General features: G+C 53.3%; 10 protein-coding genes. 1 reads left to right on the top strand and 9 read right to left on the bottom strand.

The window, feature by feature from the left end; translation table 11 throughout:
* Nucleotides 1-13 precede the first annotated feature (13 nt).
* The 8 genes from LUQ43_RS02755 to LUQ43_RS02790 all read right to left on the bottom strand — a co-directional run bounded on the left by LUQ43_RS02755 (nucleotide 14) and on the right by LUQ43_RS02790 (nucleotide 10,574).
* The gene (locus LUQ43_RS02755; protein ID WP_363318475.1) at nucleotides 14-2,713 is read right to left on the bottom strand and encodes a PAS domain S-box protein; all 2,700 of its coding nucleotides are present in this window, start codon (nucleotides 2,711-2,713) and stop codon (nucleotides 14-16) included.
* Nucleotides 2,714-2,770: 57 nt separating this feature from the next.
* Complete coding sequence (locus LUQ43_RS02760; RefSeq protein ID WP_299963567.1) at nucleotides 2,771-3,226, bottom strand: response regulator; 456 nt, start codon at nucleotides 3,224-3,226, stop codon at nucleotides 2,771-2,773.
* Nucleotides 3,227-3,243: 17 nt separating this feature from the next.
* Entirely contained in the window at nucleotides 3,244-4,512 is a 1,269-nt protein-coding gene (locus tag LUQ43_RS02765; protein WP_299963569.1) for an ATP-binding protein, read from the bottom strand.
* Nucleotides 4,509-4,901: a response regulator gene (locus LUQ43_RS02770; RefSeq protein ID WP_299963571.1), complete on the bottom strand. Its 393-nt coding sequence runs from the start codon at nucleotides 4,899-4,901 to the stop codon at nucleotides 4,509-4,511. The genes LUQ43_RS02765 and LUQ43_RS02770 overlap by 4 nt, the downstream gene beginning before the upstream one ends.
* The gene (locus LUQ43_RS02775) at nucleotides 4,898-6,814 is read right to left on the bottom strand and encodes a hybrid sensor histidine kinase/response regulator (RefSeq protein WP_299963573.1); all 1,917 of its coding nucleotides are present in this window, start codon (nucleotides 6,812-6,814) and stop codon (nucleotides 4,898-4,900) included. The genes LUQ43_RS02770 and LUQ43_RS02775 overlap by 4 nt, the downstream gene beginning before the upstream one ends.
* An 82-nt stretch (nucleotides 6,815-6,896) precedes the next feature.
* Nucleotides 6,897-8,441 (bottom strand): PAS domain S-box protein, encoded by a 1,545-nt coding sequence (locus LUQ43_RS02780; RefSeq protein ID WP_299963575.1) that lies wholly within the window; start codon nucleotides 8,439-8,441, stop codon nucleotides 6,897-6,899.
* A gap of 566 nt (nucleotides 8,442-9,007) precedes the next feature.
* The gene (locus LUQ43_RS02785) at nucleotides 9,008-9,559 is read right to left on the bottom strand and encodes a hypothetical protein (protein WP_299963577.1); all 552 of its coding nucleotides are present in this window, start codon (nucleotides 9,557-9,559) and stop codon (nucleotides 9,008-9,010) included.
* Between the two features lie 4 nt (nucleotides 9,560-9,563).
* The gene (locus LUQ43_RS02790) at nucleotides 9,564-10,574 is read right to left on the bottom strand and encodes a PAS domain S-box protein (protein WP_299963579.1); all 1,011 of its coding nucleotides are present in this window, start codon (nucleotides 10,572-10,574) and stop codon (nucleotides 9,564-9,566) included.
* Nucleotides 10,575-10,901: 327 nt separating this feature from the next.
* On the opposite strand from LUQ43_RS02790, the gene LUQ43_RS02795 reads away from it, so the two are divergent.
* Nucleotides 10,902-11,276 (top strand): hypothetical protein, encoded by a 375-nt coding sequence (locus LUQ43_RS02795; RefSeq protein WP_299963581.1) that lies wholly within the window; start codon nucleotides 10,902-10,904, stop codon nucleotides 11,274-11,276.
* 508 nt (nucleotides 11,277-11,784) lie between these two features.
* On the opposite strand, the gene LUQ43_RS02800 is transcribed toward LUQ43_RS02795, so the two are convergent.
* A complete protein-coding gene (locus LUQ43_RS02800) occupies nucleotides 11,785-13,662 on the bottom strand; it encodes a PAS domain S-box protein (RefSeq protein WP_299963583.1) in 1,878 nt (625 codons plus the stop codon).
* Between the last annotated feature and the right edge of the window lie 28 nt (nucleotides 13,663-13,690).

The following is a 13,690-nucleotide window of genomic DNA, read 5'->3' on the forward strand; positions in this document are numbered from 1 at the left end:
GAGGGCCACCGGCTCATTGTTTCTCATGCAACACCAGGATAAACGTTGTCCCGGCCGTCCGGTCGAGTTCGATCGTCCCGTCCATCTGGTCGGTGAGGGTATTGACCAGCTGGAGCCCCAGTGAATGGGTGTTTTTCCAGTCCAGACTATCAGGAATCCCGATTCCATCGTCATGGAAATTGACGGTCAGGATGTGCTCCTCCTTTTTGATGCTGATAGAGACTTCCCCTTCCCGCCCACCGGGGAATGCATACTTGAGTGAATTCGAGATCAGTTCGTTGATGATCAGGCCGAGCGGGATAGCGGTATTGATGTCCACATCCACATCGTGCATATCCAGCCTGAACCGGATGCCCCGGCCCTTTGCACCGTAAAACTGGAAGAGGCCGGTCCCGAGGAACGTGATATATTCGTTGAGATCGATATGGGCGAGATCTTCTGACCGGTACAGTTTTTCGTGGACAAGGGCCATTGCCCTGACCCGGTTCTGGCTCTCCCGGAGCGCGGCGAGCGTGGGTTCATCCCTGATATACCGGGACTGGAGATTGAGGAGACTTGCAATGATCTGGAGGTTGTTTTTCACCCGGTGGTGGATCTCCTTGAGGAGCAGGGTCTTCTCATCAAGCGATGAACGGAGTTTGTCTTCAACCGTGAGCCTCTGGGCGTTCTCTTCCTCGAGCGCTTGGTTTGCCTTTGAAAGCGCTTCGGTCCGGTCAGCGATCCGTTGTTCGAGAACGGCGTTCAGCGATCGGATCTCCGATTCCATCAGACGGCGGTTGGTAATATCGAGGTTTACTCCCGTCAGCCGGACGGGAACTCCCTGGCTATCGAACTCAACGATCTTTCCCCGGCCAAGTACCCACATCCAGCCCCCCTCTTTTGTCCTCATCCTGAACTCGATCTCGCAGAGTGGACGTTTTCTCTTGATCTGTTCATCAAGATCCGCAAGGATATGACTCCGTTCATCCGGGTGCATGAGCGCAGCCCACCTTTCAAAAGTGGCAGGAAATTCACCGGGAGTGTACCCGAGCATGGTATAAAACCGGTCGCTGAACACCGCTTTTCCCGTAGGAAGATACCATTCCCAGAAGGCTGCACCGGCACCTTCAAGAGCCAGCCGGAGCCGTTCCTCGCTCTCCTGCAGGGCAGCCTCAGCCTCTTTCCTCTGCTGGATTGGGCGGGTTGTCACCACGATCCCGTTGATCCCGGGCTCATCGAGCAGGTTGGCCGCCAGGGCATCGACCCAGATGTAATCGCCATCAGCCTTCCGGATCCGGAATTCCGTTGGTATCCCTGGATTGGTCTTGTCAAAGACCTCCCTCAAATCATGGTTCACATGTTCGAGATCATCAGGATGGATATCATCCATGGGATTCCGGCCAATCAGATAGCCCGCCGGATAGCCGAGTATCCTCTCTGCTGACGGGGACTCATAGACAATCCGGCCATCCTTATCGAGGATCCGTATGATATCCGATGAGTTCTGGATGAGGGCCCGGAACCGTATCTCGCTCTCGCGGAGTGCTTCATCAGCCCGTTTGCGGTCGGTAATATCAGTCAGCACATTCAGGGATGCAGGAGCACCATCAAATTCAATTCCGCACCCCCGGATCATGACCGTAAGTCGCCCACCGGATTTTGTCAGGATCTCAATCTCGTACGGTGCGACCGGTTCGCCAAGCGAACGTTTCCTGATGGCAGATGATACCGGGTCCTGGTATTCCGTCGCAATGAACCTGCTTATAGGCTGGTTAAGAATCTCGTGCAGGGTATATCCGGTGATGTTCTGGGCAACCTGGTTCACGTAAAGGATAATGCCGCCACGATGAACGAGGATGAGATCGGGAACGCTCTCCAGCAGCGTACGGAATTTTATTTCATTCTCCTGAAGCGCCAACTCGGCATTTTTCCTGTCGGTGATATCCCGGATCACTTCGATGGCACCGGAAAGGTTCCCGGCAGCATCAACGAGGGGTGATGCCGTCCCCCAGAGGTGGGCACCCCGGCCCCCGTTCAGCATCGGACTGAATACCTCGGCTATAATTTTCTGGCCATCCCTGTTCACGTACACATAGTCTTCCCTGACATCCTGATCGTCTTTAAAGATGAGATCGACAAGGATCGGCCTCTGTATCCCGTAAAACGGGAGGCTGTACTCATGATCACCTTTTCCCAGCATATCGGCAGCGGCGACACCGGTCAGCCCTTCCATCGCGTTGTTCCACGCGATCACCGTCCCGTTCTTATCAATGGCAAGTACCGGGTCCGGCAGGAATGCAAGAATGTCGGCAAGACGTTTTTGGGAGTCCCGCACCGCTGTTTCAGCCCGCATCCTCTCCTGGAGATTCTCCCAGAAACGGAGTGCCTTGCGGGAGATATTCGGCAGATCCTCAAACACGGTCGCAGACTTGACAATGTAATCAACGGCCCCGGACTTCATGATCTCAACAGCGAGGCGTTCATCACCGTACCCGGTCATGACAATCAGGGGAATCGTCACTGCATCGTTCACGCGGGAAAGGATGTCGATACCTTTGCCATCCGGAAGATTCCAGTCGGAGATGATAAGGTCCGGAGGATCGTGCCCGGTGATCTCCCGTGCCTGCGCTATCGATCCCGCGATCGAGATCCGGAACTTTTCCCGATCGTCCCTGAATGCCCGGAGAATGAGATCCCGGTGATCCTGATCATCCTCAATGATCAGGATATGAATGGGTGTTGCCCGTGTTCCGGATGGTTCTGGAGATGCCGTACCCGCATGCCCCCAAAACTAATCCTTTATCGGTTTTGCATTCCAGCCCAGCCAGTAGAACCCGAGATCCTTCATCAACCGGGTGAATGTCTTGAAATCCAGAGGTTTTACAACGTAACTGTTTGCATGATAATCATAAGACTGGGCAATGTCGCTTTCAGCATCGGAACTGGTGAGGATGACTACCGGGATCCGGAGGAGATCCGGGGCAGTCTTGATGGTTTTTAAGACTTCAAGCCCGTCAACACGGGGGAGCCGGAGATCCAGGAGCACGAGGTTCGGAGGGGGATTTTTCCCTGTATCCGCATATGCTCCCCGGTTGAAAAGATAGTCAAGGGCCTTCTCACCATCAGATACATGGTGGATCGTGTTCGCCACCTGCTGGTCCCGCATACCACGGATGACCAGTTCGGCATGATCTTCATTGTCCTCAACGAGCAGGATATGGAGAGGCTCCCCGGTCAGTTCAGCCATAGAAGTCTCTCTTATATTTAACGGGTATTATTGTTATCGGTTCCCGTGACCCCGACAACCGGCAGGGTGAACCGGAACGTGGTGCCGTTCCCGATCCCATCGGATTCCGCCCAGATCTTCCCGCCATGCACTTCAATGATACGCCGGACAATGGCCAGGCCGACCCCGGTGCCTGGCGTGCTGGCATCCAGTTTCTCAAAGAGGTTGAAGATCCGCTCGAGATACTGCGGTTCGATCCCCATGCCATTGTCCTGCACGAAGAAGACCGGGTCTCCCCCCTGCATATTCACCCCGATCCGGATGACCGGATCGGGCTGGTCGCCCCGGAACCTGATAGCATTCTCCATCAGGTTGAGGAGGACTTCCCTCATGCGGGTATGATCAACGTTCACGACCGGAAGATCCGGTGCAATCTCCACACGAATGCTTTGATCGTCAAGAGGCCTGGCAAGATAATCCATTACCTCGTGAGCAATAATCCCAAACCCGATGCGTTCCGGTTTGCCCACATTCTGTCCGGCACGGGAGAGTTTCAGCAGGTCGGACAGGAGTTCATCGAGTCTGTCCACTGCGGTGGATATGCGATGCGCATGGTTAAGGAGTCCGGCAGTGTCACTGCTCCCTTGAGAGATCTCATCCTCGATCATACCGGAAAAACCCTGGATGGTAACAAGCGGGCTCCGGAGTTCATGGGACACCGTGTAGGTGAACCGGGCAAGTTCAGCGTTCTTCTGTTCAAGTTCCCGGATCACGGTCTCCCGCTGTTTCTCTGCGGTTTTCCGCTCGGCAATTTCCGCTTCGAGTTGCAGTACTTTTTTCTCGAGTTTGCGGAACAATACCTCGTTATACTGGCGCAGTACTTCCATCTCGTCCCCGAGCGGATGTATCGGGAAGATCGGTTTGTCACGTGCACGGGATGATGCCTCAAGAACGTTACGCACCTCTTTAATAAGGATCTCCGGCTTCTGCGGTTTGATGATGAACCGCTCTGCCCCGAGACTGTAGGCAAACTGCTCATCTTTGACATCGATGTAGGTTGCGGTATAAAAGATGAACGGGATCTGTTTCAGATGCTCATCTGCTTTCCACTGACGGCAGAGTTCAAACCCGTCCATTACCGGCATCAAGATGTCGGTGATGAGAAGGTCCGGAGGTGTTTTTCCCGCAACTGCGAGGGCGTCAGCCCCGTTGACTGCAGATATCACGTCATACCCGTTTCCTTTCAGGATCGATTCCAGGAGGTAGAGGTTGGGCGGGTGATCATCCACGATGAGGATCCGGGTCATCCATCAGCACCCCGTGGACTATCCGCAGGAATGAACTGACTGATCTCTTCCGTAAACGTTTTAGGGTTGATGGGCTTCTCGATATACCCGTTGCACCCGGCGGCAAGTGCCTTCTCCCGGTCACCGGCCATCGCGTAGGAAGTGAGGGCGACAATGGGTATTGATCGCACCTTTGCGATCTTCCTCAACTCCTGTGCGGTCGTGTACCCGTCCATGACCGGGAGCTGGATATCGAGAAGGATAAGGTCGGGCATCTCCCGCGCTGCCAGATCAATTCCTTCCCTGCCGTCATGCGCCCGGACCGTTGAATATCCTTTTGCACTCATGATATAATTGACCAGGTAGAAGTTCTGGTCATTGTCCTCGATATAAAGCACTTTTATTGTCATGATGTCTTCTTCTCCTCCGTTAAGGTGAACCAGAACGTGCTGCCCCGGCCCGGCTCGCTCTCCACGCCAACAGTCCCGCCCATAAGGGTGACGAGCTTCTTGGAGATGGAGAGACCAAGGCCGGTACCTTCATACTGCCGGGTCAAGCCGGACTGTATCTGCGTGAACGGCCGGAACAGGTTGTCCAGATCTTCCTTTCGCAACCCGATACCGGTGTCCGTGACGCTGATCCGGATTTCACCCCCGGAAACAACGCATGCGATCCTGATCTTCCCTTCATTGGTGAATTTGATGGCATTGCTCAGAAGATTGAGGAGGACCTGCTCCACTCTGCGGCTGTCCGCCCGGACCGACCCGACATCCGGTGCGATCTCCAGTTCCAGCGCGAGATGTTTTGCCTCGGCCATCGGTCGGACTGATCGCGAAACCTTCTCGATCACCGGTCGGAGTTCAAACGTTTCGCTGGCGATCTTCAGTTGCCCGGCCTCGATCTTGGAGATGTCCAGGACATCGTTGATGAGGGCAAGAAGGTGTTCGGAACTGTCGGATACCATGCCCAGCTGCTTCTTCTGTTCCTCGTTTAATGGCCCGGCCATCTCCTGAAGCAGGATGCCCGAGAACCCGATGATCGAGTTGAGTGGCGTGCGAAGCTCATGCGACATGGTAGCAAGGAATGCGGATTTGAGCCGGTCTGCCGATTCGGCAGCTTCTTTTGCCTGGGCGAGTTCACGGGTGCGCTCGGCGACGATCTCCTCCAGGTGGTCCCGGTAGGCTTCCAGTTCGACCATGGCCTGTTTCCGGCCCTGCTCTTCCGTGTGGATCTTTTCAACCATCGCCTTGAACGAACAGGCAAGGCTCCCGATCTCCCCGGCGCCCCGGGTCTCTATCGCCTGGTCCAGATCGCCGGTCTCGGCAATCTTCCGGCTCACGTCCGTCAGGTTTGAGAGCGGGCGGATGACGGTGTAGTTGAGGGCGATCAGGGTAATTATGCTGAGCAGTACGAGGGCCAGGATGACGAAGAGAAGGATCCGCAGGATAGAGTTGTTGATCTCCTTTTCGATGGTACTGAACGGGACAAAGGTTCCGATCTTCCACCCCAGCTCAGGCGAGGTATAATACATCAGGTAGGTCCCGTTGAGGACCAGTACACCCTCTTTCGTGGTGAGAAACGCAGGCGCCTGGTCCCCGAGGATAATGCTGATATCTTTGAAGTGAAGGGAAGAATTACGGCATGCAAGAATCGTGCCCTTCTGGTCGACAAGGATCATCTCCCCGCCATCCACGCTGCCAACCGAGGTGATATAACCGGTCAGATTGACAAGGGTAATATCCGCACCAACTACCCCGATCATGGTGCCGTTCCGGTCAAGGACTGGGGTTACAATCCCGATGTTCACATCGTCTGTAGTGACTGCCTGGTAGGGATCGGTAACGGAGACCTGTCCGGGGTGTTCCTTTGCCAGGATATACCAGGGGCGGTCGCGGGGGTCATACTGCGTTGGGCGAGCCCGGGGATATGACCTGACAGATGCCCCGTTCTCCCGGCCCATATAGACCGAGCTGACATAGGGATGCGTGGTCTGATAATCCCGGAAGGTATCGATGATCTCCTGTTCCTGGGGCGTGTAAGCATACCGGAAAGTCTCCTGGGATGCGTTCAGGAAACTGGTAAACCGGGAATCGTCCCGTGTCTGGACATTATCGTTCAGTGACAGGGCAAGGACATCGTATTTTGCTTCCCCGATAAAATTGGAGAGGGCAAAATCAATATGTCTGAGCTGGGTGATGGAATCTCCGGAAATGGATTCAAGGTTCTGTTTCTGGAGGGTTGAAGGGAGAACTCCGCCAATCAGCACCAGTACCAGTACCGCAATGCACGAGTACAGGATCATGACCCGGGACTGGAGTTTCATAAGTATTGCTGAATTCTTTTAAACCGATATAAGTGTATCTGCCCTCTGGCCGCGGGAATTATCCGGAAGGATCGCTCTTCTTTTAAAAACGGTATGTCCCTGACGGTATCGTAATCTCAAACCGTGCACCGTTGCCAGGAGTACCCGTCTCTTGAATGGTCATGCCGGATAAGGTGAGAAATTCCCGGACAAAGAACAATCCGAATTTACCCTCACCCGCTACGTACCGGTCAAAAATACGGGATTTCTGGTCGAAGGGAATGCCGATACCATCATCCTCACAGAATACTACGATTCCATCCGGTGTTTCCCGGCAGCCAAAGAAAATGCGGGTGATCTTCCCGCCATGGTTTATGGCATTGTGAATGAGATTGTAAAAAACCCGTTCAATAAGGGGATCGGTATAGATCTCCAGTCCGTTTAAATCACTTACCAGGGATACATCATGCTTCTGGCTTATGCGGGACAACTGCATCCGGATTACCGGTTCCAGGGGGATCCAGCAGGACTGATCCACTCCCATCTGCTGGTATTCCTTCGTGTTTTTAATCAGGTCATGGATCGACTTCAGAAGCAAGCGTTCTTTTTCAATAACCTGCAGCTGGTCTGGTTCATGTACATAGTTTTTAGTCAGTTCGACATATCCCCGGAGTCCGGTCACTTTATTCTGGATATCCTGGTAGGTCACATCATTCATAAGGGTGAGTTTGCGGTTCGTGAGCTGGATCTTCTCTTCAGCCCGTTTACGTTCCGTAATGTCCCGTACGATTGCCCACATTCCTGATGGCTGTCCGGTCTCATCCCGGATCAGGGATACCCGTAACTCTATGGGGAAGACCGTTCCGTCTTTTTTCCGGTGCTCTTTCTCGTACACGGAAGAATAGCCCTGTGGCAGGATTTGCGTTTCAATGATGGACTGGTCAGATGCATGCCATTTTTCCGGGGTCAGATCCCTGTAGGTCAACCGGGCCAGTTCCTCATCGGAATATCCGAGCATCTCCCTGAATGAATGATTATATTCCTGGATCTGCCCGGCCATATTGACCCGTATGAACGCATCCATCATGCTCTCGTACAGTTTCCGGTACCGGGTCTCGGACCGGAGCAGATCCTCTTCGGTCTGACGGTGCCCGGTAATTTCAGCCTCCAGCTGCAATACTTTCTTTTCCAGCTTCCGGAACAATACTTCGTTATATTCCTGCAGGATCTCACGGTCATTTCCGAAAGGCCGGGCCGGATGTGTTACAGCCCTTTGGCTCACTTCCTCAAGCACCTCGCTAATCTCGTTGATAAAAACATCGGGTTTCTGGGGTTTGACCATGAACCGGTCTGCCCCGAGGCTCATGGCGAACCGCTCGTCTTTCGGATCGGTGTAGGTTGCGGTATAAAAGATAAAGGGGATCTGCTTCAGCTGCTTATCCGCTTTCCACTGCCGGCAGAGTGCAAAACCGTCCATGACCGGCATCAGGATGTCGGTTATGATCAGGTCCGGCGGATTTTTTCGTGCCGCATCCAGTGCTTCAACACCATTATGAGCGGAGACCACTTCGAAATGGCGGCCCTTGAGGATCGATTCCAGCAGGTACAGGTTCTGCGGGTTGTCATCGGCAATGAGGATGCGGGTCATGTATAGCCGGTCCCTGAGATCAATCGGTGATCCGTACTTATTCCATGAACATGTTAACGTTTCTGATAGTATGGCGATCTCACCAGCGATGTTCGATTCACATACCCGGGTCCAGAGTCCGGCACGTCCAAAGGATCGATCGTTATCAGCATCGCCATGAGCGGCCGGCAGCGTGAACCGTATGGGGGTTTCCTTCCCCGCCCCTCCGATACCGGTCCCGGACCGAGACGATAGGCATCTACCCGCAGGTTTCCGCGTTGCTGCGGATACTTGGATGGGGCTCGTCACTGATGAACTTGACTGCGGTCTCGATCAGGTTGATCATGACCTCGCGGATCCGGACACGGTCAACGTTTACTACCGGAAGATCCGGTATTTCTCCCGATGGCGGTACTGTCTTCCCTTATCACGGACGGGGTATATACATTGCCGAAAATAAACAGGAGTTTTTTAAAAAGAATACAACAAAGTGGTGAAGATCGTTGGCTCATTGCTATAATCTGCATTCCGTACAGAAAATACGGATCGATTGTAACTGACCGGGCTGTATCCGGCACCGTCACAGCCTACCCGGTATCGATCACCGTATCCACGAACGTGGTCAGCTGGTTCATCAGCATCGGGTCGAGCCCCTTCTCCGTGGCAAGAAATATGCCGGAGATATCCATGAGCCGGAGCTTGTTCGTCACAAAGTGGATGAACTTTGAGATGTTCGGAGACGAGAGGTAGATGAGCAGGGTACTGATGGAATCAAAGAGGATACAGACCTTCTCTTCGGACCGCTCCTTTAAGATTTCCGTCACCGCAATGCCCAGGTCCGTAAGATTGGCAGGATTATTGATGAACCTGACAATCCCGGGAATCTCCTTCGCGGAACCGATCGAATTGCGTGTCACGGCATCGATGAACGAGACTTTTGACAGGTTGACACCCTGCTCGCCGTACAACTTCGTGAGGATACTGTAGGGGAAGTTGGTGGTGATGACGACCGTATGATACCCGAGATCAGATACCTCCTTGATCAGGTCGATGTTGCGCTGCCGGATATTCCCCGGGGTTGCAAGGATGAGGAAGATCCGTTTCCGGGCAAGCTCATCAGGGTTGACGATCAATGGCACCTGATCACCCCTCGAGGAATTTCCGGTACGCCTCGGGAATCTCACTATTCTTTTCGAGAATTGCTTTCTGGAACTCCTGGACATTGGTTGCGATCTGTGCGGCATTGCGAACCTGGGCATCGAGAAGCATGGCGATCTCATCCAGGGATAACTTCCGGTCGTGGATCAGATGGGTAATATCCAGGAGGTTGTCCCGGATGATCCCCACCGGTTGCTTGATCCGCATCGCCATCTCCGTCATGTAGGCGAGCAGTGCCTCCTCGGCCTTCTTCTGTTCCGTGATGTCGCGGCCGATGGCGATCGCGAACTGCTGACTGTCCTCCCCGATCTGCCGGGTGTTCCACGATATGACGCGGGATTCCCCGGTTTTTGTCCGGATCCGTGTCTCAAAGTTCGCGAAATAACTCTTTGTCGAGATGATCCCGGTAATCTGGCGAGTCAGGGTTCTGCGGTATTCAGGGTCGGGATACAGATTTTTCCAGATATCGCGGCTGCCGATAACCTCAGCACGGGAATAACCGGTAATCTCCTCTGCGGCTTTGTTCCACACGGCAATCGTTCCTCCGGATTCCATCACCGTGATCAGGACATTGGCATTCTCAATGACACTGTCGCGGAATGCATCGAGTTCCCGGAGTCTTGTGATGTCCTGCCCTGCTGTAACGATTATGGGTCCGGACTTATGGGTCGACTCCTTGGTGTTCCAGAGGATGATACGGGAAGCTCCCGAACGGGTCGTGATGATCGTCTCAAAATTCTCGAAATATTTTTTTCCGGTAAGGATGGTGGCAATCTGCTGCGTCACCGTGTCACGGTACTCTTTTTTGGGATAGAGTTTCTTCCAGATCGTTGTCTTCCCGATCACCTCTTCTTTGGAATACCCGGTGATATTCTCTGCTGCCTGGTTCCAGACAAGGATCTTCCCGGACTTTTCCATCACCGTGATCATCACCAGCGCATTCTCTAGGATGCCTGCCTCGATGCATCCCGGTTCCTCCCTGTTCGTCGTGGTCATCGTCTTCCCCTGTCATCCATGGTGGCATCACCGGATAGTGGGGATATATCCCGGGAGATTATATAATCATGTGAGCGGGGGAAACGCGGACTCCTGCCGGGAGAGCCGGATCACTCTCCCGTTTTTTATCGTTCAGGGATCCTATGCGCATAACCTGAAGGTTACAGGATTGATCTGCCGGTATCAACAGAATATATTATAAAACACGATCGATTTTTATTCACACATGATTCCCGATTGTTGTCTGCACATGACCTTTCCGTTCCCTGGCCCGTTTCCTGCTTTGGATAAGTCCGGGCCGGTATCCGATCCGTGGAGGTTTGCAACGTGAGCCATGGACCCCTTCCCTACCAGGCAATCGATGAAGCGATAGCCATCGGCCAGTTCCGCGGCAGGGTCCAGGTGAATGGGACATTACACGAACGTTTGTTTGATATCACCATTGCCACATCAGTCCCGGTTGCATTAGTAAGCGTAAAGACGGCCCCGCGGATCCTTGCCCCGGTCCGGGAGATTGCCGCGGATTTCCATGAAGATATTCTCCGGTTCCGGACCATGATCCGGGACACCGCAGTCTCGTGCGAGCTCTGGCTCCGCTCCCGGCACGGGACATGGCGGTTCTTCCGCATTGTATCTGACCAGCTCATCGAGCTGGACCGGAACGGAACTCCGCTTGCCGGGAAGAGCGCGTCGGGCTGCTGAAGATTGAAGGAAGAGAATATTTTTTTATTTTTCCGGAGATTTTTTGCCGAATGTTTTCTCCGGGAATTGAAGTATGATCTCCGGAAAAATACCGGATTGATCCGGTCAGCAGTAGTGTGCAGGGAAATTATCAGTTCTCGGGTCCGGCACGATCCGTATCTCCCGCGGATTCCATGAGTTCATCCCGATCCCACTTCCCCGTCGGAGACTCCCTTTGTTTTGGGGATAAGGAAATCCGGGCCCTTTACGGGCTCCGATTGGCATCATTTCCCGTACCAGAGACAGGGTTCCTTAAAAAAGAGGTAGGGTTATGAGCGGATCTGCCCTTTTTTACTCCTGAAGAGAGAGACATAGTATGGCAGAGATACAGCGGCCGATCGGCTCTGAAAACGAGGTACAGACCGGACCGGCAGGGTCCGGATCGGGGATTTTTGAGGAATAGTGGTGGGTAGCAGGGAGATCCTTTGGATCTCATCAGAAGGATCCCCGGTACCGGTGGTTTTACTGTTCAGGTCTGTCCTGCATGACGCCACGCACCAATCGGCACGGTAATTTCGAACCGTGCACCTCTCCCCGGCTCACCGTTCTCGGTGATCGTGATTTCGGTGATCGCAAGGATCTCCCGCGAGAGGAAGAGACCGAGACCGGTGTGCTTGCCGAAACCTTTCTGGAAGAGTCTCGTCTTGTCCGCGTCAGAGATCCCCACACCATTGTCGCAGAAGGTAAGGACAAGTCCGTTCTCTGACTCCCGGGAAGAAAAATCCATCCTCGTCACCCGTTCACCATGACGCAGGGAATTTTCCATGAGATTGTAGAAGACTTTCTCGATGAGGGGATCGGCAAAGAGTTCGACATCAGAAACATTGACGTTGATATCTGTCCCCGGGGGATTCAGCTGCCGGATCGCGGAACTGATTATACCGGATACGATCTGCCATTTCGGTGCCTGTGCCCCGATATCCTGGTAGTTCCGGGCAAACTCGATCTGCCATTGGATCGCTTTGGCAGCTTGTTCTTCCTTCTCGATGTAGGTCAGGATTACCGGATCTGTCACACCTTCTTTTGAGAGTTCAAGGTAGGTCTGTAATCCCATGAGCTGGTTGAGGATATCGTGGCGGGTAATACTGTTGAGCATGGTGAGTTTCCTGTTCACCTGGAGCAGCGCTTCTTCGGCCGATTTTCGTGCGGTGATATCCCGGATATTGCACTGGATGATCTTCTTATTCTCCACCGTGTAGATGTTACTGACGAACTCAACGGCAATATTCCGTCCATCAGAGGTTTCGAGCGGCAGATTTTCGTACCGTATATGTTCCTGCCGTTGTAGTTCTTTGAAGTTGTCCTTGTTGGCAACAATGTCCCTGAAAACACCGATTTCCCATATTTTCTTTCCCAAAAACTGTTCGTGCGAGAACCCGAGCATATCGATTAAAAATGGATTTACCTCGACAATCTGCCCGGTGTCGGCATCAAGGATGAGAATTCCATCATGCGTCGTCTCAAAAAGCCGCCGGTACCGGGTTTCGGAGGCTTCCAATGCATCCCGGATCCGCCTGCGTTCGCTGATGTCCCGCATGACATAAAAGACATAGTTGTGGCCGTCGAGTTCGAGAAGGCCGGCCTGGAAATCCAGAGGAAACTCTGACCCGTCTTTTCTCATGTGGTTGATCTCACCACCAATCCATTTGCCGCGAAGAATATCCTCAAAGCGGGCTGGTGTGACAGGGAGATCTTCTGCAACATCAAGATCCGTGATCTTCAGATTCAGCAGTTCTTCCGGAAGATAGCCATGCATTGCAGCGCCGGTATTGTTCACCTCGATAATTCTCCCCCGGTCCTCCCCTTCGGCTTCAAAGATAAAAATTCCTTCTCCGGATCGTTCGAAGAGAAGACGGTAGCGTGTTTCACTTTTTTGTAAGGCCGCATTCATCTGTGTGAGATCTTCTGTCCGCTCTATCACCCGCTGCTCAAGGTTCTCGTACTCCCGCAGGAGGTTCCTGTCCCACTCGGATTTATAGAGCGCAATCTCGATCCTGGTCCGGATCTCCCGCTCATCATAGGGCTTGATGATGTAACCATATGGTTTTGTCAGTTTAGCCCGGTTTACCAGTCCGGGATCTGCATACGCAGTAACATAAATGACCGGAACAGAATGGCGGACGAGGATCTGCTCTGCAGCTTCGATCCCGGAAAGCCTGCCGGCCAGATGGATATCCATCAGGATCAGGTCGGGGGTCTCCTCATCCGCCATCTCAATTGCCCGTTCACCGGATGATGCAATTCCGGTGACCCGGTACCCGAGCGAGATGAGGGTGGTTTTCAGATTCATTGCTGAGATTGCCTCATCTTCAACAATCAGGATTGACTTCCTTTTCTGCACACTCATCATACCATTTTCCCCTTTTTTTAATTGA

This window comes from Methanoregula sp., from assembly GCF_028679125.1.
Lineage (GTDB): Archaea > Halobacteriota > Methanomicrobia > Methanomicrobiales > Methanospirillaceae > Methanoregula.